This is a genomic window from Actinomadura coerulea (genome assembly GCF_014208105.1).
Lineage (GTDB): Bacteria > Actinomycetota > Actinomycetes > Streptosporangiales > Streptosporangiaceae > Spirillospora > Spirillospora coerulea.
Genome location: NZ_JACHMQ010000001.1, coordinates 1,245,524 through 1,264,563, shown reverse-complemented (window position 1 = coordinate 1,264,563; position 19,040 = coordinate 1,245,524). Strand labels below are relative to the sequence as shown.

Annotated in this window: 19 protein-coding genes; 7 read left to right on the top strand and 12 right to left on the bottom strand. The window is 73.9% G+C overall.

Going from position 1 to position 19,040, the window contains the following annotated elements; translation table 11 throughout:
* The first annotated feature begins 202 nt into the window (after positions 1–202).
* On the top strand, positions 203–1,621 hold the full coding sequence (locus tag BKA00_RS38150; protein ID WP_230299274.1) for a protein kinase domain-containing protein: 1,419 nt from the start codon (positions 203–205) through the stop codon (positions 1,619–1,621).
* 33 nt (positions 1,622–1,654) lie between these two features.
* Here the strand turns inward: BKA00_RS38150 and BKA00_RS05910 are convergent, their stop codons facing one another.
* Together BKA00_RS05910 and BKA00_RS05905 are read right to left on the bottom strand one after the other, a co-directional pair.
* The gene (locus BKA00_RS05910; protein WP_185023951.1) at positions 1,655–2,563 is read right to left on the bottom strand and encodes an SDR family oxidoreductase; all 909 of its coding nucleotides are present in this window, start codon (positions 2,561–2,563) and stop codon (positions 1,655–1,657) included.
* A complete protein-coding gene (locus tag BKA00_RS05905; protein WP_185023950.1) occupies positions 2,560–3,333 on the bottom strand; it encodes an SDR family oxidoreductase in 774 nt (257 codons plus the stop codon). The genes BKA00_RS05910 and BKA00_RS05905 overlap by 4 nt, the downstream gene beginning before the upstream one ends.
* Before the next feature lie 87 nt (positions 3,334–3,420).
* Between BKA00_RS05905 and BKA00_RS05900 the strand changes: the two genes are divergently transcribed.
* The 4 genes from BKA00_RS05900 (at position 3,421) to BKA00_RS05885 (ending at position 6,954) form a co-directional block, all read left to right on the top strand.
* A complete protein-coding gene (locus tag BKA00_RS05900; protein WP_185023949.1) occupies positions 3,421–4,167 on the top strand; it encodes an enoyl-CoA hydratase family protein in 747 nt (248 codons plus the stop codon).
* Positions 4,164–5,027 carry a CoA transferase subunit A gene (locus tag BKA00_RS05895; protein ID WP_185023948.1) on the top strand — a complete coding sequence of 288 codons (864 nt, stop codon included), beginning with the start codon at positions 4,164–4,166 and terminating at the stop codon, positions 5,025–5,027. The genes BKA00_RS05900 and BKA00_RS05895 overlap by 4 nt, the downstream gene beginning before the upstream one ends.
* On the top strand, positions 5,024–5,755 hold the full coding sequence (locus BKA00_RS05890) for a CoA-transferase subunit beta (protein ID WP_185023947.1): 732 nt from the start codon (positions 5,024–5,026) through the stop codon (positions 5,753–5,755). Before BKA00_RS05895 ends, BKA00_RS05890 begins: the two co-directional genes overlap by 4 nt.
* A 104-nt stretch (positions 5,756–5,859) precedes the next feature.
* Positions 5,860–6,954 (top strand): NAD(P)H-dependent flavin oxidoreductase, encoded by a 1,095-nt coding sequence (locus BKA00_RS05885; RefSeq protein ID WP_185023946.1) that lies wholly within the window; start codon positions 5,860–5,862, stop codon positions 6,952–6,954.
* Here the strand turns inward: BKA00_RS05885 and BKA00_RS05880 are convergent.
* Positions 6,951–7,571: a TetR/AcrR family transcriptional regulator gene (locus tag BKA00_RS05880; protein WP_185023945.1), complete on the bottom strand. Its 621-nt coding sequence runs from the start codon at positions 7,569–7,571 to the stop codon at positions 6,951–6,953. The genes BKA00_RS05885 and BKA00_RS05880 overlap by 4 nt on opposite strands.
* A 68-nt stretch (positions 7,572–7,639) precedes the next feature.
* On the opposite strand from BKA00_RS05880, the gene BKA00_RS05875 reads away from it, so the two are divergent.
* Positions 7,640–8,221: a peroxiredoxin-like family protein gene (locus BKA00_RS05875; RefSeq protein WP_185023944.1), complete on the top strand. Its 582-nt coding sequence runs from the start codon at positions 7,640–7,642 to the stop codon at positions 8,219–8,221.
* 31 nt (positions 8,222–8,252) lie between these two features.
* Here BKA00_RS05875 and BKA00_RS05870 read toward each other — a convergent pair whose 3' ends face one another.
* From BKA00_RS05870 to BKA00_RS05840, 7 genes are all read right to left on the bottom strand, one after another.
* A complete protein-coding gene (locus tag BKA00_RS05870) occupies positions 8,253–9,233 on the bottom strand; it encodes a quinone oxidoreductase family protein (RefSeq protein ID WP_185023943.1) in 981 nt (326 codons plus the stop codon).
* Complete coding sequence (locus BKA00_RS05865; protein ID WP_185023942.1) at positions 9,233–10,243, bottom strand: aldo/keto reductase; 1,011 nt, start codon at positions 10,241–10,243, stop codon at positions 9,233–9,235. The genes BKA00_RS05870 and BKA00_RS05865 overlap by 1 nt, the downstream gene beginning before the upstream one ends.
* Positions 10,244–10,366: 123 nt before the next feature.
* Positions 10,367–11,227: a helix-turn-helix transcriptional regulator gene (locus BKA00_RS05860; RefSeq protein ID WP_185023941.1), complete on the bottom strand. Its 861-nt coding sequence runs from the start codon at positions 11,225–11,227 to the stop codon at positions 10,367–10,369.
* 52 nt (positions 11,228–11,279) lie between these two features.
* Positions 11,280–12,482 (bottom strand): CaiB/BaiF CoA transferase family protein, encoded by a 1,203-nt coding sequence (locus BKA00_RS05855; RefSeq protein ID WP_185023940.1) that lies wholly within the window; start codon positions 12,480–12,482, stop codon positions 11,280–11,282.
* Positions 12,479–13,657, bottom strand: a complete 1,179-nt coding sequence (locus BKA00_RS05850) for an acyl-CoA dehydrogenase family protein (protein ID WP_185023939.1) — start codon at positions 13,655–13,657, stop codon at positions 12,479–12,481. The genes BKA00_RS05855 and BKA00_RS05850 overlap by 4 nt, the downstream gene beginning before the upstream one ends.
* Before the next feature lie 13 nt (positions 13,658–13,670).
* Positions 13,671–14,471 (bottom strand): enoyl-CoA hydratase/isomerase family protein, encoded by an 801-nt coding sequence (locus BKA00_RS05845; RefSeq protein WP_185023938.1) that lies wholly within the window; start codon positions 14,469–14,471, stop codon positions 13,671–13,673.
* A gap of 66 nt (positions 14,472–14,537) precedes the next feature.
* Positions 14,538–15,227: a GntR family transcriptional regulator gene (locus BKA00_RS05840; RefSeq protein ID WP_185023937.1), complete on the bottom strand. Its 690-nt coding sequence runs from the start codon at positions 15,225–15,227 to the stop codon at positions 14,538–14,540.
* Positions 15,228–15,313: 86 nt separating this feature from the next.
* On the opposite strand from BKA00_RS05840, the gene BKA00_RS05835 reads away from it, so the two are divergent.
* Positions 15,314–16,465: an acyl-CoA dehydrogenase family protein gene (locus BKA00_RS05835; protein WP_185023936.1), complete on the top strand. Its 1,152-nt coding sequence runs from the start codon at positions 15,314–15,316 to the stop codon at positions 16,463–16,465.
* Here the strand turns inward: BKA00_RS05835 and glpK are convergent.
* On the bottom strand, positions 16,462–17,988 hold the full coding sequence (gene glpK, locus BKA00_RS05830; protein ID WP_185023935.1) for a glycerol kinase GlpK: 1,527 nt from the start codon (positions 17,986–17,988) through the stop codon (positions 16,462–16,464). The genes BKA00_RS05835 and glpK overlap by 4 nt on opposite strands.
* 69 nt (positions 17,989–18,057) lie before the next feature.
* Entirely contained in the window at positions 18,058–18,825 is a 768-nt protein-coding gene (locus BKA00_RS05825) for an IclR family transcriptional regulator (protein ID WP_185023934.1), read from the bottom strand.
* Between the last annotated feature and the right edge of the window lie 215 nt (positions 18,826–19,040).

The window sequence follows — 19,040 nt, the reverse complement described above, 5'->3', positions numbered from 1 at the left end:
TAGGGTTCCAGGCCCCCAGGGCCCCGCTCACCCCACAACCTTCGCACCGTAGCCGGAACGACCCGGTCGGGGCGATCCATTATCCGGTCTTACAACGCCGTGCCGGGAAGGCGCATTCCTCCCGCCCCGGCCACGATCCGCACCTGATCCTTCACCGAAAGCCACTGCGCGGGCACCGGCCCGTCATTCATGATTGGGAGACGTGGAGACCCCGATCGCCGCCGGACGCTACCGGATCGACAGCCACCTCGGATCCGGCGGCTTCGCCTCGGTCTGGCTGGGGCACGATCCCGACCTCGACTCCCCCGTCGCGATCAAGGTCCTGGCCGGGCACTGGACGCTGCGCACCGACGTGCGGGACCGGTTCGTCCAGGAGGCGCGGCTGCTGCGCCGCGCCGACTCGCACCGGCTGGTGCAGGTCTTCGACATCGGGGAGTTGCCGGACGGCCGGCCCTACTTCGTGATGACCTACGCCGACCGCGGCACGCTGGCCGAGCGGCTCGCCGGCGGGCCGCTCCCGCCGGACGAGGCGCTGCGCACCGCGCAGGAGATCATCCGGGGCGTGCAGGAACTGCACGACCTCGGCATCGTGCACCGCGACCTGAAGCCGTCCAACGTGCTGCTGAGGTCGGCGGCCGGCGGCGGCGAGCGCATCATGATCGCCGACCTCGGTATCGCGCGCACCGGGGAGCACCTGTCGAGGCTGACGCTCCCCGCGGGCTCGCCCGGCTACATGGCGCCCGAGCAGACGCAGGTGGACGGCGCGCCCGACCGCCGCGCGGACGTCTACGGGCTCGGCGCGCTGACCCACCACCTGCTGACCGGCGAGCCGCCGGCCGTGCCGCCGCGCCCGCTCGGGCAGACCCGGGCCGCGATCCCGTCCGGGGTCGGCGCGGCCGTGACGCGTGCGCTCGACCCCGACCGCGACAGGCGCTGGGCGTCGGCGGCGGACTTCGGGGAGGCGCTGGCGCGGGCCTCCGAGGAGACGCGCACCGGCGCGCCCGCGCGGAGGAGGCGTCCACCGGGCGAGCGCCCGCGCGGCCGGCGGCGGGCGGTCGCGGCGGCCGGAGCGGCCACCGCGGTGGCCGTGGCCGCCGTGGCGTTCGCGGGGCTCCCCCACCGGGGCGACGGCGGCGCCCCGCCGCAGGAGCGGAACCGGCAGTGGCTGCGGGCGGGATCCGACGTCCCCGCCCGCTACCGCGACCTGATCGTCCAGGCCGGGACGTGGTGCGAGCTGCGCGGGCTGAGCCCGGCGCTGATCGCGGCGATGCTGAAGGCGGAGAGCGGCTTCGACCCGCGCCTGGCCGACCCGGCGAGCGACGAGTACGGCATCGCCCGGTGGACCCCGCGCGTGCTGGCGTTCTGGCAGCCCGGCGGCCTCGACAACCCTGAGCCGAGGCCCGCCCAGATCACCCCTGAGCTGTCGATCCCCGCGATGGGCCGGTTCCTGTGCTACTGGGGGAAGGATCTGAAGAGCGTGCCGGGCGACCCGGCGCTGAACCTGGCGGCCGCCTACCGCACCTCCGCCACGACGGTCGTGAAGACGGGCGGCGTCCCGGCCAGGGTCCGGCCCTACGCCGAGAAGGTGCGCCGGTACATGGACGACTACCGGCCGCGCTGACGAGCGCCCGGCGCGCCGAGGCGCGGGTGCCGGTCAGCCCGCTCCGTACACCGGTTCTGGAGCGGGAGCCTTCGCCAGGAGGTTCTTGACGACGTCGCCGACCTCGGCCGGGTCCCACCTCGCGCCCTTGTCCGCGGCGGGGCCGTGGCGGAAGGCGTCCATCACGCAGATCTTGCCGCCCTCTGCCTCGAAGACCCGCCCGGTGACGTCGCGCGACTGCGCGGAACCGAGCCAGACGACGAGCGGCGAGACGTTCTCGGGCGCCATGGCGTCGAACTCGCCCTCGGCGGGGGCGGCCATCGTCTGCGCGAAGACCTCCTCGGTCATCCGGGTGCGGGCGGCGGGCGCGATCGCGTTGACCGTCACGCCGTACCGGCCGAGTTCGGCGGACGCCACGAGGGTCAGCCCGACGATGCCCGCCTTGGCGGCGGAGTAGTTGCCCTGGCCGACGCTGCCGAGCAGGCCGGCGCCGGAGGAGGTGTTGACGACGCGCGCGTCCACGGCGCGGCCGGCCTTGCTCTCGGCCCGCCAGTACCGCCCGGCGTGCTTGAGCGGCAGGAAGTGGCCCTTGAGGTGCACGCGCATGACGGCGTCCCACTCGTCCTCACCGAGGTTGACCAGCATCCGGTCGCGCAGGAACCCGGCGTTGTTGACCAGGGTGTCCAGCCGCCCGAACGCGCCGGTCGCCGCGGCGACCAGCGCGGCGGCGCCCTCGTCGGTGGCGATGTCGTCGGTGCTGGCGACCGCCCGCCCCCCGAGCGCCTCGATCTCCCGCGCGACGTCGTGGGCGGGGCCCTCGGAGGCGTCGCCGGTGCCGTCGCGCGCGACGCCGAGGTCGTTGACGACGACGAGGGCGCCCTGCCGGGCGAACTCCAGCGCGTGCGCGCGGCCGAGGCCGCGTCCGGCGCCGGTGACGGCGACCACCCGGTCCTTGCAGATCATCGCGTTTCCTCCTTGTTGACGGTGGCGGCGTCCAGGAAGGCGGGCCGCTCTCCCCCGCCGTGCACCTGCATCGACGAGCCGGTCACGTAGGACGCCAGGTCGGACGCCAGGAACACGCAGGCGGCGCCGATGTCGTAGGGGTCGGCGAGCCGCCCCAGCGGGACGGTCGCCGCCACCGCGGCGACGCCGTTCTCGTCTCCGTAGTGCAGGTGCGCCAGTTCGGTGCGGACCATGCCGAGGACGAGCGTGTTGACCCGGATGTGCGGCGCCCACTCGACGGCCAGGGACTGGGTGAGGTTGTGCAGCCCCGCCTTGGCGGCGCCGTAGGCGGCGGTTCCCGGCGACGGGCGCACCCCGCTGACGCTGCCGATGTTGATCACCGAGCCGCCCCCGGCCTCCATGATCCGCGGACGCAGCGCGCGGGCCATGATCAGCGGCGCCGTCAGGTTCAGCTCCATGATCTTGACGTGGGTGCGCAGGGCGCCGTCGGCCACCGGCAGGTACGGGGCGCCGCCCGCGTTGTTGACGAGCACGTCCACGCGGTCGAGGCCGTCCGCGAACTCCTGCACGGCGTCGGGGTCGCGCACGTCCAGCGAGACGAACCGCGCGGTTCGTCCTTCTGCCTCGGGCACCGCCTCCGGTTCGCGGCGGGCGACCGCGACCACCTCGGCTCCGGCCTCCAGGAAGGCGCGGCTGATCCCGGCGCCCACCCCCCGGACGCCCCCCGTCACCACGACGGTCCTGCCCCCCAGGTCGAGCGTCAGTGACATGCCGCCTCCGGCTCCGATGACATTCCGCCTCCTCCGGACGGCTCTGCTACCGTCTGTTCTAACAAATGTTTGGTGGAAAGGTAGCGCATGGGAGTCTCCACCACGACCCTGGACGGGGTCGCCGAGATCGTCGTGGACGCGCCGCCGGTCAACGCCCTGACCGTCGCGGGCTGGTACGAGCTGGCCGACGCGGTGCTCGCGGCGGGCCGCGACCCCGGGGTCGGCGCCGTCGTGCTCCGCGCCGAGGGCCGGGGCTTCAACGCGGGCGTCGACATCAAGGAGATGCAGAGCACCGAGGGCCACGCCGCGCTGGTCGGCGCCAACCGCGGCTGCTTCGCGGCGTTCGCGGCCGTCTACGACTGCGAGGTCCCGGTCGTGGCCGCCGTGCACGGCTTCTGCCTCGGCGGCGGCGTCGGCCTGGCGGGCAACGCCGACATCGTGATCGCCTCGCGGGACGCCTACTTCGGGCTGCCCGAGGTGGACCGGGGCGCGCTCGGCGCCGCCACCCACCTGGCCCGGCTCGTCCCGCAGCACCTGATGCGCGCGATGGTCTACACGTGCCGCAACGTCACGGCCGAGGAGCTGCGCCACCACGGCTCGGTGCTGGAGGTCGTCCCCGCCGAGGAGCTGCGCGCCAAGGCGATGGAGGTCGCCGCGGGCATCGCCGCCAAGGACCGGTACGTGATCCGGCGCGCCAAGGAGTCGCTCAACGGCATCGACCCGGTCGACGTCAAACGCAGCTACCGCTACGAGCAGGGGTTCACGTTCGAGCTGAACCTCGTCGGCGCGGGCGACGAGCACCGCGACGCCTTCGTCGCCAAGGGGGCACGATGAGTTCCAAGGTCATGTCCGTCGAGGAGGTCGCGGGCTCGCTGGAGAGCGGCATGACGATCGGGATCGGCGGCTGGGGCTCGCGGCGCAAGCCGATGGCGCTGGTGCGGGCGATCCTGCGCTCCCCGGTCACCGACCTCACCATCGTCGCCTACGGGGGGCCGGACGTGGGGCTGCTGTGCGCGGCGGGCAAGGTCCGCCGGCTGGTCACCGCGTTCGTGACGATGGACTCGATCCCGCTGGAGCCGCACTTCCGGCAGGCGCGCCAGTCCGGGGCCATCGAGCTGACCGAGTACGACGAGGGCATGTTCATGTTCGGGCTGTACGCGGCGGCGCACCGGCTGCCGTTCCTGCCCACCCCGGTCGGCCTCGGCTCCGACGTGATGAGGGTCAACCCGGAACTGCGGACGGTCCGGTCGCCCTACGAGGACGGGCAGGAGCTCGTCGCCGTCCCCGCGCTGCGGATGGACGCGGCGCTGGTGCACATGAACCGCGCCGACGCGCGCGGCAACGCCCAGTACCTCGGCCCCGACCCGTACATGGACGACCTGTTCGCCAAGGCGGCCGACCGGACGTACGTGTCGTGCGAGCGGCTCGTCGACACCGCCGACTTCGCGAAGGAGGGGCCGGTGCAGTCGCTGCTGATCAGCCGGTCGCAGGTGGCGGGCGTGGTCGAGACGCCGAACGGCGCGCACTTCACCGACTGCCTGCCCGACTTCGGCCGGGACGAGGCGTTCCAGAAGCTGTACGCGCAGTCGGCGGCCGATCCCGACCGGTGGTCGGCCTTCAGCGAGCGGTTCCTTTCCGGCGACGAGGCCGCCTACCAGGACGCGGTCCGGGTCTGGCGGGAGGAGGCGCGATGAGCGAGGCGACGAGGGCCGAGGTGTGCGCGGCCGCGTGCGCGGACCTGTTCCGGGGCGACGGGGAGATCGTCGCGGCGGCGGTGGCGGGGTTCGTCCCGATGCTGGGGTCCCGGCTGGCGCGCGCGACGTTCGCGCCCGACCTGCTGACCACCGACGGCGGGCCGTCGCTGAGCGCCGAGCCCGTCCCGCTCGGCGCGCCGGCCGGGACGGTCGAGGGCTGGCTGCCCTTCCGCGACCACCTGTGGCTCGTCCTGAACGGGCGGCGGCACGTGGTGATGGGGCCGAGCCAGATCGACGCGCACGGCAACACCAACATCTCCTGCATCGGCGACTGGAAGCAGCCCTCCCGGCAGCTCCTCGGCGTGCGCGGCGGGCCGGGCAACACGCTGCTGAACACGACGAGCTACTGGGTGCCGAAGCACTCCACCCGCGTGTTCACCGAGAAGGTCGACATGGTGAGCGGCGTCGGCTGGGACCGCGGCGCGCACGAGATCCGCGCCGTGGTGACCAACCTGGCGGTGCTCGACTTCGAGACCCCGGAGAGGCGGATGCGGCTGCGCTCGGTCCACCCCGGCGTGCGCGTCGAGGACGTGGTCGAGGCGACCGGCTTCGAACTCGCCGTCCCGGACGAGGTGCCCGAGACGCGGCGGCCGGACGCCGAGGAACTGCGGATCATGCGCGACGTCCTGGACCCCAAGGGCCTGCGCGAGCGCGAGGTCCCAGCATGAGCGAAGCGGGCCGGGGGGTGCGGGGGGTCGCCCCCTCGCAAGGAGCAGGCATGAGCGAAGCGGGCCGGGGGGTGCGGGGGGTCGCCCCCTCGCAAGGAGCAGGCATGAGCGAAGCGGGCAACGGGCAGGTGCTCGACACGCCGCTGACCCGCCTGACGGGCGTGCGGCACCCGGTCGTCCAGACGGGAATGGGCTGGGTCGCCGGCCCGCGGCTCGTCACGGCCGTGGCGAACGCGGGCGGGCTCGGCGTGCTGGCGTCGGCGACGATGACGCTCGACCAGCTCGCCGACGCGATCCACGAGGTCAAGGAGCGCACGGACGCCCCGTTCGGCGTCAACCTGCGGGCCGACGCCGGGGACGCGGGCGACCGCATCGACCTGCTCATCAAGGAGGGCGTGAGGGTCGCCTCGTTCGCGCTCGCGCCCAAGCGGGAGCTGATCGCCAAGCTGAAGGACGCCGGGCTCGTGGTGATCCCGTCGGTCGGCGCGCGGCGGCACGCGGAGAAGGTCGCGGGCTGGGGGGCCGACGCCGTCCTGGTGCAGGGCGGCGAGGGCGGCGGGCACACCGGCCCCGTCGCCACCACGCTGCTGCTCCCCCAGGTCGTGGACGCCGTCGACATCCCGGTGATCGCGGCCGGCGGCTTCTTCGACGGGCGGGGCCTCGCCGCCGCGCTCGCCTACGGCGCGGCGGGCGTCGCGATGGGCACCCGGTTCCTGCTGACGTCCGACAGCTCGGTTCCGGACGCGGTCAAGCGGGTCTACCTCCAGACCGGCGAGACCGTGGTGACGCGCCAGGTGGACGGCATGCCGCACCGCGTGCTGCGCAGCGGGCTGGTCGACGCGCTGGAGGACTCCGGCCGCGTCGGCGGGCTCGTCCGGGCGCTGCGCAACGGCGCCCGGTTCAAGAAGCTCTCCGGCATGTCGTGGCGGGAGATGATCGCCGACGGGAAGGCGATGAAGCACGGCAAGGACCTGTCGTGGTCGCAGGTCCTGATGGCCGCCAACACGCCCATGCTGCTGAAGGCCGCCATGGTGGACGGCCGCCCCGACCTCGGCGTGATGGCGTCGGGGCAGGTCGTCGGCGTGATCGACGACCTGCCGGACTGCGCCGACCTGATCGGCTCCATCGTGCGGCAGGCGGCCGAGGCCATCGCCGCGCAGCAGTCGTACCTGGCGGGCGGCCGGGCCCCGAGAGGCTAGGACGCGCCTTCGCCCAGACCGCGCAGTACGGCCGCCAGGCCCCCGCGGAACTCCTCGTCGGGGCCGATCCGGCGGCCGTGCCGCGCGGTCCGCGTCAGATGGGGGAACTCGTCGGCGGGCAGCGCGGCGATGACCGCGGTCCCCTCCCCGTCGAGCCCGCCCAGGTGCTCCAGCTGGATCGCGCCGACGATGTAGGCGATCAGCGCGCGGAGCGCGATCGCCGCGCGCGGGCCGGTGAAGCCCGCGTCTGTGAGGATTCCGGCGACCGTCTCGCCCCAGCACAGCGATCCCGCCGAGGCGTGCCTTCGGGTGAGCGTCAGCGGCATGATCGCGGCGTGCGCGCCGAACGCGTCCCGCAGCCGCAGGGCCATGGCCTCGATCCGCGCCTCCCAGGGGCCGGCGGGCGGCGGCGCCGGATCGACCTCGGCGTACACCATGTCGACGACCAGCCCTTCCAGTTCCTCGCGGTCGCGCACGTACCGGTAGAGCGCCATGGTGCTCATGCCCAGCTCCTGGGCGACGGCGCGCATGGACAGCCCGGCGAGGCCGTCCCGGTCGATGACGGCGAGCGCGGCTCCCGCGAGCCGCTCGGTGCTGAGCGAGCGTGGTCGAGGCATGGCGCCTGACAGCGTACGGCATACACTTACAGTGGTAGGCGTACGACATACTCCAAAAGGACCGCCCCATGCGACTGGCACCTGGTTCCGACGTCCCCGCGCGGCAGCTGACCCCCGTCATCGGGCCGCCGGTTCCCGTCCCCGACCCCGGCCACCTCGTCCACCTGCAGTTCCGCCGGTTCGCCGGCTGCCCGATCTGCAATCTGCACCTGCGCTCGATCGTGCGGCGGCACGACGAGATCGAGGCCGCCGGGATCCGCGAGGTCGTGGTCTTCCACTCCTCCGCCGAGGAACTGCGCGAGCACGTCGACGGCCTGCCGTTCCCCGTGGTCGGCGACCCGAGGAAGCGGCTGTACGCCGAGTTCGGCGTCGAGTCGGCGCGGCGCGCGCTGCTCGCCCCGCGCGCGTGGGGGACGGTCCTGCGCGCCGTCACCCGCGGCACCTGGGACATCCTGCGGCGACGGGAGCGAGCCCCCAGACTGTTGCCCGACGGCGGCCGCTTCGGCCTGCCCGCCGACTTCCTGATCGGTTCCGACGGCAGGATCGTCGCGGCCGGGTACGGCGAGCACGCCTACGACCAGTGGACGGTCGACGAGCTGCTGGCCCTGGCCGCCCAGGCCCCGGCCCCGGGCCGGAAGGCGGCGAGATGACCGCCTTCCGGCCGGGGGCCGCCTCCTGAGGTCATCCCCCGACCGCCAGGACGAGCTTGCCGGTGGTGGCTCCCGACTCGATGCGCTCGTGCGCCTCGGCGGCCTGCTCCAGGGGCAGTTCCTCGACCTGGACCCGCAGGTCGCCGGACGCGGCGGCGGCGACCGCGCGGCGCAGGGCGCGTCCGGCGTCGGCCGGCGCGACCCCCGCGAACGCCGCGAGGTTGAACCCCGACACCGTCTTGTTGGTGAACCACAGCTCGTTCGCCGACACGCCCACGTCGTCGGCGCCGGACGCGTTGCCCATCACGACCATCCGGCCCATCGGGGCGAGGGCGTCCAGGCTCGCGCGCCGGGCGGGGCCGCCCACCATGTCCACGACGATGTCGAACCCGCGTCCCGCGGTGAGGCCCGCGACCTCGCCCGGCAGCGCGTCGCGCAGGACCACGTCGTCGTAGCCGAACCCGCGCGCGGTCTCGATCTTGGCGGGGCCGCCGACCGTGCCGGCCACCCGGCCCGCGCCGAGCAGCCGGGCGGCCTGGCCGAGCTGGCTCCCGACACCCCCGGCGGCCGCATGCACCAGGACGGTCTCGCCCGGCTCGATGCGCGCGACCCGGTCCAGGACGAGGAACGCGGTGGCCCCGTTGGACGGGACGGCCGCCGCGACGTCCAGCCCGAGGCCGAGGCCGTCGAGCGGTGCGACGAGGTCGGCGGAGGTGACCACGACGTCCGCGTAGCCGCCGCTGTCCACGATCGTCAGGGCGGCGACGGGCTGGCCCCTGCGCAGCCCCTCCACGTCCGGCCCGACCGCCCGGACGTGCCCGGACACCTCGATGCCGGGGACGAACGGCAGCGGCACGTCCACGACGCCCCGCCGGTAGAGGACCTCGGCGAAGTTCGCGCCCGCGTACGCGACGTCGATGGACACCTGCCCCGGCCCGGGCTCGGGGACATCCACCTCGGCCTGGCGCAGCACGTCCGCGCCGCCGAACTCGGGGATCGTGACGGCCCGCATCAGTAACGCCCCCCGACGGCCGCGGGGACGCCGTCCAGCTGCGCGAGGTCGGCCTCGGTGAGGTCCAGGCCGGCGGCGCCGGCGTTGTCACGCAGGTACTTCGGCTTCTTGGTACCGGGGATCGGGATCACGTGCTCGCCCTGCGCCAGCGTCCAGGCGATGGCGACCTGGGCCGGCGTGGCGCCGTGCCGCGCGGCGACCGCCTTGACCACCTCGACGATGCGCAGGTTGGCCTTCAGCGCCTCCTCCTGGAAGCGCGGGTTGCCGCCGCGGAAGTCGGTGTCCTCGAAGTCGGCCGACGTGAGCGTCCCGGTGAGGAAGCCGCGGCCGAGCGGCGAGAACGGCACGAACGCCGCGCCGTTGGCGGCGCACCAGCCGACCACGTCGCCCGGCCCGTCCCCGGTCCCGGTGGAGTCGCCCGGCATGGTGCCGGCCATCCCCCCGGGCTCGCCCATGGCGTCGCGGGTCCACAGCGACAGCTCCGACTGGACGGCGGCGACCGGGTGGATCGCGTGCGCCTCGGCGGCCTGCGCGACGCTGACCTCCGACAGGCCCAGCCTGCGGACCTTGCCCTCGGCCACCAGTTCGGCCATCGCGCCCCACGTTTCAGCGAGGGGCACCCGCGGGTCGACCCGGTGCAGGTAGTACAGGTCGATCGCGTCCGTGCCGAGGCGGCGCAGGCTGTCCTCGGCGGACGCCTTGACGTGCTCCGGCGTTCCGTTCCGGACGAGCTTCCGGGTGGCCGGAGACTCCACGACCAGGCCCGTCTTGGTGGCCACGACCGCCCCGTCCCGGCGTCCCGCCAGCGCCCGCCCGACGAGGGCCTCGTTGTGGCCGTCGCCGTAGGGCTGCGCGGTGTCCAGGAACGTCACGCCGAGGTCGAGCGCCTCCCGGATCAGCGCCACCGAGGCGTCGTCGTCGCGCTCCGACTCGCTGTAGGCCCAGCTCATGCCCATGCACCCGAGCCCGACGGCGCCCACCGGCGTACCGGCGAAGTCCCGCGTCCTCATGATGTCTCCTTCGTTCCTCATGTGGACGATCGTGCTGGACGGGCCGCAGGGTAAACAGACTCCGCTCATCCTGGGTGTGGCACCACCACCCTGGGCCCGGGGGTCGGCGGCGGGGAGGCCGCGTCAGCCGGCGGCGGCGAGGGCGCGGCGCGCCATCAGCCGTTCGAGGCGCTCCTGCGTGCCGGTCCCGGGGCGCGGGTTGTGCAGCACCAGGTGGTGGCCCGGACGGTCGGCGAGCGGCAGCAGCGTGCCCTCGAAGACCAGCTCGCCGGCGTCCGGGTGCCTGATGCCCTTGACCGCCTGGGCGCCCGCGCTCACCTCGTGGCGCGGCCACAGCTCGGCGAACTCGGGGCTGACCGCCAGCAGGTCCGCGGTGATCCGGCCGAACTCCGGGTCGTCGGGGTAGCGGGCGGCGTCGGCGCGGAACCGCGCCACGACGTCGGGCGCGGCGGCGGCCCAGTGGGTGTGCATCGACCGGTACCGGACGTTGGTGAAGTAGGTGACCAGGCAGTTGTGGTCGGTGTCGCCGTACCCGAACACCTCGCGGGCCGCGTCGTTGATGGCGACGAAGTTCCAGTGCCGGTCGCGGACGTAGGCGGGGCGCGGGGACCACGCGTCCAGCACCCGGCGCAGCTCGGGCGTGATCGGCAGGGCGGGACCCGCCTCCGCCTGCGGCGGGTTCAGCCCGGCGAGCAGGTACAGGTGCTCGCGCTCCGCGCGATCCAGCCGCAGGGCCCGGACGATCGCGTCGAGGACGTCCCCGGACACCTTGATGTCGCGTCCCTGCTCCAGCCACGTGTACCAGGACACCCCGACCCCCGCGAGGACGGCGACCTCCTCCCGGCGCAGGCCCGGCGTCCGGCGCCGCCCCCCGTCGGGCATGCCGACGTCGGCGGGGGCGAGGCGGGCGCGGCGGGTGCGCAGGAAGTCGCGCAGTTCCTCCCTGCGGCGGCCGGGGACTGAGGCGGGGGTCTGGCTGGCCATGCCGCCACGATATCCGCCGGCCCGGGGGCGGCGCCGCCGGCGGTCGCGGTGGTCAGGCGACCGCGCCGGAGGAGCGCAGCGCCTCGATGGTGGCGTCGTCGCGACCGAGCTCGCGCAGCACGGCGTCGGTGTGCTCGCCGAGCGCCGGGATCGGGTCCATGCGCGGCTCGGCGCCGGCGAACGTGATCGGCGGCAGGAGGGCCCGGATGCCGCCGACCGGCGAGCCCACCTCCCGCCACCGGTCCCGCTCGGCGAGCTGCGGGTGGGCGACGAGGCCGTGCCCGTCGTTCAGGGACGCGTTCGGCACGCCCGCCTCGTCGAGCCGCCGCAGCAGTTCCTCCCGTCCCATGCGGGACGTGACGCCCGCGACGAGCGCGTCCACCTCCTCCCGGTTGCGGACCCGCGCCCGGTTCGTCGCGTACTCGGGGTCGGTCACGAGGTCGGGCCGCTCCAGCACGCCGGTGGCCAGGGCCGCCCACCCGCGGTCGTTCTGGACGCCGATCACCACGTCCGCGCCGTCGGCCGTCGGGTAGGCGTCGTACGGAGCGATCACGGGATGGCTCAGCCGCGTGCGCGGCGGCGGGGAGCCGGTGTAGAGCGTCGTGTACATCGCCTGGCCCATCCACTCGGCGACCGCGTCGAACATCGTGATCTCGATGGTCGCGCCCTCACCGGTGGCGCCGCGCCGCACGAGCGCGGCGAGCGTCCCGGAGAAGGCGTACATCCCGGCCGCGATGTCGGCCAGCGGCGACCCGGCCTTTACGGGGGTCTCGGGCGTGCCGGTGACCGAGACCAGTCCCGCCTCGGCCTGGACGAGCATGTCGTAGGCGCGCTTGTCCCGGTACGGTCCCCGCGTCCCGTAGCCGGACATCTCGACCACGATCAGCCGGGGGTCGCGGGCGCGCAGCTCCCCGGCGCCGAACCCGAGTCGCGCGGCCGCGCCGGGCGCCAGGTTCTGCAGGAACACGTCGGCGCGCGCGACCAGGTCGGCGAGGACCGCGCGGCCCTCGTCCCGCTTGAGGTCGAGCGCGACGGACTCCTTGGACCGGTTGAGCCACGCGAAGTGCGTGCCGAGCCCGCCGCGCACGCCCGTGTCGTAGGCGCGGGCGAAGTCGCCGCCGTCCACGCGCTCGACCTTGATGACGCGGGCGCCCTGGTCGGCCAGCTGCCGCGTGGCGAACGGCGCCGCGACCGCCTGCTCCAGGGCGACGACGGTGATCCCCTCCAGCGGCAGCCCGCCGCCCGCACCGGTCACCGCTCCTCCAGCAGCCTTCGGCCGATGATCATTTTCTGGATGTCGGCGGTGCCCTCGCCGATCAGCAGCATCGGGGCCTCCCGGTACAGGCGCTCGATCTCGTACTCCGTGGAGTAGGCGTAGCCGCCGTGGATGCGGAACGCGTCCTCCACGACCTCCTTGCAGTACTCGCCGGCCAGGTACTTGGCCATCCCCGCCTCCAGGTCGTTGCGCTCGCCGGAGTCCTTGCGGCGCGCCGCCATCACCGTCATCTGGTGCGCCGCCTCGACCTTGGTGGCCATCTCGGCCAGGCGGAACAGGACGGCCTGGTGCTCGGCGATCGGCCTGCCGAACGTCTCGCGCCGCCGCGCGTAGTCCAGGGCGAGCTCGTAGGCGCGGCGGGCCACGCCGCAGCCGCGCGCCGCCACGTTGACGCGGCCGACCTCGACGCCGTCCATCATCTGGTAGAAGCCGCGTCCGGGCGTCCCGCCCAGGACCTGCGCGGACGGGATCCGGTAGGAGTCGAAGATCAGCTCGGTGGTGTCGACGCCCTTGTAGCCCATCTTGTCGATCTTGCCGGGGACGGTGAGGCCGGGCGCGACCTCGCCGAAGCCGGGCTCCTTGTCGACCAGGAACGCGGTCATGCCGCGGTGGCCCGCGGCGGGGTCGGTCTTCACCAGCGTCGCCACCAGGTTCGCCGAGCCGCCGTTGGTCAGCCACATCTTCCGGCCGTCGATCACGTAGTCGTCCCCGTCCGGGACGGCGCGTGTCCTGATGGCCGAGACGTCCGACCCGCAGTCCGGTTCCGACATCGAGAACGCGCCCCTGATCTCGCCGGCGGCCATCCTCGGCAGGTAGTGCGCCCGCTGCTCGGCGGTGCCGTGCTGGGCGATCATCCAGGCGACGATGAAGTGCGTGTTGACGATGCCCGACACGCTCATCCAGCCGCGCGACAGCTCCTCCACGACCAGCGCGTAGGTCAGCAGCGACTCCCCGAGCCCGCCGTACTCCTCGCCGATCGTCAGGCCGAAGAGCCCGAGCCCTCTCATGCCGTCCACGATCGCCTGGGGGTAGGCGTCGGCGTGCTCCAGCCCGGTCGCGACCGGGAGGATCTCCTTGTCGACGAACGCCCGGACGGTCGCGATGATCTCCCGCTGCTCGTCCGTCAACCCGTGGGTCTGCTGCAGCCTGCTCACGTCCCGGTCCTCCCTAGCGGCCCTCGAAGCGCGGCGGGCGGCGCTCGGCGAACGCCGCCCGGCCCTCGGCGAAGTCGGCGCTGCCGAACAGCGCGGTCTGCTCCTCCCGCTCCGCCTCCAGCAGGCGGTCGAGGCTCCGGCCGGTCCCGGCCAGGAGGCGCTTGGCGGCGGCGACCGACAGCGGGGCGAGCGCGGCGGCCTCGGCGGCGCGCTCCAGCGCGGCGTCCAGCGCCGCACCGGGCGGTGCAAGGGAGTCGGCCAGCCCGATCTCGTAGGCGCGAGGGGCGGGCACGGTCCGGCCGAAGACCAGCATCTCCTTGGCGCGGCCCATGCCCACGCGCTGCGGGAGGGTCCAGAGCAGCCCGCCGTCCGCGACGAGGCCGACCTTGCCGAACGCGGCGACGAACCGGGCGTCCTCGGCGGCGACGACGTGGTCGCAGGCGGCGGCGAGGGACACGCCGAGCCCGGCGGCGGCGCCCTCGACCGCCGCGATGAACGGGGTCCCGCAGGTCGCGATGAGCCGGACGGTCTCGTGCACGGGGTCGAGCCGAGCGCGGACGGCGTCCGGTCCGGCGCCCTCCATCGAGCGGACGTCGCCGCCCGCCGAGAACGTCCCCGCCGCGCCGGTCAGCACGACGGCCCGGACGCCCGGGTCGTCCGCGGCGCGCCGCACCTCCTCCGCGAGCAGCACGCGCATGGGGATGTCGATCGCGTTCCGGGCCTCGGGCCGGTTCAGCGTCAGCACCCGTGTCGCGCCGTGGTCGGCGGCGGCGACCACGGCCCCGCGCGCCGGTCCGGAGTCCCGGTCGTCCATCAGCCCTCCTGGAAATTTTTTATACGATATGCGAGCTCTCGGGCCGGGGAAAGGGACCCTGCGCCGTCAGCCGGGTTGCCCGTTCCAGAACCCCTGCGCCTCGAGATGCACGACGAGGAGCGTCCCCGCGTGCCGGATGTGGGCGCGCATCGCCTGCCGTGCCGCGTCGCCGTCCCCGGCCCGCAGCGCCGCGAGCACGAGATGGTGGTCGTCGACCGACGCCTGCGTCCAGCCCTCGATGCTGGAGTAGAAGCGGCGCGGCGCGTACCGCACCACGAGCTGGAGCAGCCAGGACGTCTTGGGCGAGTCCGCGCACAGGTTGACGGTCCGGTGGAACTGGTGGTTGGCGCGCTCGATGGTCGCCGAGTCGCGGGCCTTTGACGCCTCCTCCAGCAGCGCCTGCGTCCGGTCGAGCGACTCCAGTTCCGCCTCGGTGATCTTCCCGGCGGCGCGGGCGGCCAGCTCGCCGGCGAAGTACGCCTGCGCCTCGAACAGGTCCTGGACGTCCTGCCGGGTGAGCGGGGCCGGCATGAACCCGCGCCGCGGCTCCAGCGTGACGAAGCCCTCGCCGCGCAGCGACAGCAGGGCCTCCCGGACGGGGGTGACGCTGATCCCGAGGTCGTCGGCGATGCGCTCGAGGCGGAGGAACTCCCCGTGCCCGACCTGGCCCGACATGATGAGTTCGCGGACGTAGGCGGCGACCTCGTCGCTCAGCTGGCGGCGCCGGCCGAGGGCCCGGTCACCGGAGGGTGCCATTCTGATCGTCTCCCGTGCGCCTGGTGGTGGGTACCGGTATTTTCCTATCAAATATATGAGACTCAGGGGAGGAAGGGGGTGGAGCCGTGTTCACGCTGAGCGACGAGGAGCGCGCCATCGTCGAGGTCGTCGCGGACTTCGTCGACAAGGAGGTCCGCCCGGTCGCCCGCGACCTGGAGCACGCGGGAACCTATCCCGCCCACCTCATCGACCGCATGAAGGGGCTGGGCGTCTTCGGGCTCGCCGTGCCCGAACCGTACGGCGAGGCGAGCGTCTCCAAGGCCTGCTACGCCCTCGTCACCGAGGAGCTGGCACGCGGTTGGATGACGCTCGCGGGCGCGTTCGGCGGGCACACTGTCGTCTCCCACCTGCTCGCCGTGTACGGCACAGAGGAGCAGAAGGCCCGCTACCTGCCCCGGATGGCGACCGGAGAGCTGCGCGCCACGATGGCGCTCACCGAGCCGTCCGGCGGCTCCGACCTCCAGGCCATGAGCACGACCGCGCGCAGGGAGGGCGACCGGTACCGCGTCGACGGCGCCAAGATGTGGATCACCAACGCGCGCACGTCCGGTCTCATCGCGCTGATGTGCAAGACCGACCCCGCCGCCTCGCCCCGGCACCGGGGGATCAGCATCCTGCTGGCCGAGAAGGGCCCCGGTCTCACCGTCTCCCGCGACCTGCCGAAGCTCGGCTACAGAGGCGTGGAGAGCTGCGAGCTGTCCTTCGACGGATACGAGGCGCCGCTCGACGCCGTCCTCGGCGGCGACGAGGGGCGCGGCTTCGCCCAGATGATGCGCGGCCTCGAGGTCGGCCGCATCCAGGTCGCGGCGCGCGCTCTCGGCGTCGGCCGCGCCGCCCTGGAGGACTCCCTGCGCTACGCCCAGCAGCGCGAGGCCTTCGGGAAGCCGATCTGGCAGCACCAGTCCATCGGCAACTACCTGGCCGACATGGCCACCGAGCTGCGGGCGGCCCGGCTGCTCACCCTCGACGCCGCCGAGCGGCTGGACGCGGGCCGGCGCTGCGACATGGAGGCCGGGATGGCCAAGCTGTACGCCTCGGAGGCGGCGATGCGGATCGCGCTGAACGCGGTCCGCATCCACGGCGCGGCCGGCTACTCCACCGAGTTCGACGTCGAGCGCTACTTCCGGGACGCCCCGCTCATGATCGTCGGCGAGGGGACCAACGAGATCCAGCGCAACGTGATCGTCCGGCAGCTCGTCGAGCGCCACCGGGCCTAGGGCGCCGCGGCCGGGTCCTCCCCCGCGCGGATCCAGTCGAACGTGCGCTCCACGGCGCGCTTCCAGTTGTCGTACTCCGCGGCCCTCCGCGCGGGCTCCATCGCCGGGACCCAGCGGGCGGCGCGGTGCCAGTTGCGGCGCAGCCCCTCCAGCCCCGCCCAGTACCCGACGGCGAGCCCGGCGGCGTAGGCGGCGCCGAGCGACACCGTCTCCACCACCATCGGGCGCGCCACCGGCACGTTGAGCACGTCCGCGACCATCTGCATGACCAGGTTGTCCGAGGTCATGCCGCCGTCGGCCTTCAGCTCCCGCAGCGAGAGGCCGGAGTCTGCGTTCATCGCGTCCACGACCTCCCGGGTCTGCCAGGCCGTCGCCTCCAGCACGGCCCGCGCCAGGTGACCCTTGGTGATGTAGGAGGTCAGGCCGACGATGATTCCCCGGGCCTCGCTGCGCCAGTGCGGGGCGAACAGCCCGGAGAACGCCGGGACGATGTAGCAGCCGCCGTTGTCGCCGACGGTGCGGGCGAGCGTCTCGATCTCCGGCGCCGTGGTGATCAGCCCGAGGCCGTCCCGGAGCCACTGGACCAGCGCCCCGGTGATCGCGATCGAGCCCTCCAGCGCGTACACCGCGGGCTCGTCACCGATCTTGTAGCCGACGGTGGTGAGCAGCCCGTTGTCCGACTTCACCGGCATGGTGCCGGTGTTCATCAGCAGGAACGCGCCCGTCCCGTAGGTGCACTTGGTCTCGCCCGGGGAGAAGCACGCCTGCCCGAACAGCGCGGCCTGCTGGTCGCCGAGGGCGGCGCCGACGCGCACGCCGGGGAACACGCGGCGGGCCGTTCCGTAGGTCTCGGTGGACGACCGGATCTCCGGCAGCATCGCCTTCGGCACGCCGAAGAAGTCGAGCAGGCCGTCGTCCCAGGACAGCGTGTGCAGGTCCATCAGCAGCGTGCGGCTGGCGTTGGTCACGTCGGTGACGTGGACGCCGCCGTCGACGCCGCCGCTGAGGTTCCAGATCAGCCAGCTCTCCATCGTGCCGAACAGGACCTCGCCGCGCTCGGCGCGCTCCCGCAGGCCCGGCGTGTGGTCCAGCATCCAGCGCACCCGCGGGGCCGAGAAGTAGGTGGCCAGCGGCAGCCCGCTGCGCTCGGTGACCATCGCGGCGCCGGGGGCGCGGGCCAGCTCGTCCACGAGCGGGCCGGTCCGCATGTCCTGCCAGACGATGGCGCGGCCGATCGGGACGCCGGTCAGCCGGTCCCACAGGACGGTCGTCTCCCGCTGGTTCGCGATCCCGACCGCCGCGACCTGGCCGGGCGTCGCGCCCGCCTGGGCGAGCGCCTCCGGGGCGATCCGCTCCAGGTTGCGCCAGATCTCCATCGGGTCGTGCTCGACCCAGCCGGGCCTCGGGAAGTGCTGCCGGTGCTCGCGCTGCGCCACCGACACCAGGCGGCCGCCGTGGTCGAACAGGATGCACCGGGTGGACGTGGTGCCCTGGTCGATCGACATCACGTACCGTTCGGTCACCGTCGGCCCCCTCCCCCTGGACGCACCCGGCCGTGCCGCCGCGGCGGCGTCGGGACGGGCGGCGGGGCGTCACCAGCGCGAGCCGCCGAGGTCACGGGAGACGGCGCGGGCGGCGTCGCGCACGTAGGCCACGAGCCTCGGGTCGGGGACGCGGCGGGAGTCGCAGATCCGCTCGACCGCGCCGGAGATGCCGATGGCGCCGACGACGAGCCCCCCGTGCCCGCGGATCGGGGCGGCGATCCCGGCCTCGCCGATGGACAGCTCCTCGGTCTCGGCGGCCCAGCCGTTCTCCCGGACGCGGGTGGCGGCCCGTGCGAGCTCCTTGGGGTCGGTGATGGTGCGCCGGCAGTAGGACTCCAGGACGGTGTCGCGGATGGACGCCGCCGCGTTGGCGTCGTGCGCGAGCAGCGCCTTGCCGAGCGCGGTGGCGTGCAGCGGCAGCAGCGAGCCGACGTCCATGGCCTGGAGGGTGTCGTCCGGGCGGAACACGTGGTGGACGACCAGGACCTTGCCCTCCAGGAGCGTCCCGATCCGGACGGCCTCGCCGCTGCGCGAGGCGAGCGCGTCGGCCCAGTTGATGGCCCGGGACCGCAGCTCGTTGACGTCCAGGTAGCTGGTGCCGAGGTGCAGCAGCGCGGCGCCGAGCTGGTACTTGCCCGTACCGCCGTCCTGCTCGACGAAGCCGACGCGCTCCAGGGTGCGCAGGATGCCGTGCGCGGTGCCCCGGGCGAGGCCCAGCGAACTGGCGATCTCGCCGACCCCGAGCCGGCCCGAGCTCGCCGCCAGCAGGCGCAGGATCGCGGCCGCCCGCTCGATCGACTGCACAGGTCCGGGCATGGGGCCGATGGTAGGTCCACCGGCGACGTGCCGACAATGTCGGCAGCCGCCGCGATCATCGTCCCGTGTGCCCTGAACTGCCCGGATTCTGTGATCTGGTGCACAGGGTGGAGGGTAACCGCCGCCGGGCTGGGACGAAAGTGTTCGACATTGTCGGCAGGCTCCCGTTGTCAGGCGGTCCGTCCCGGCTTACCGTCCAGCCAGCCTCACGGGGC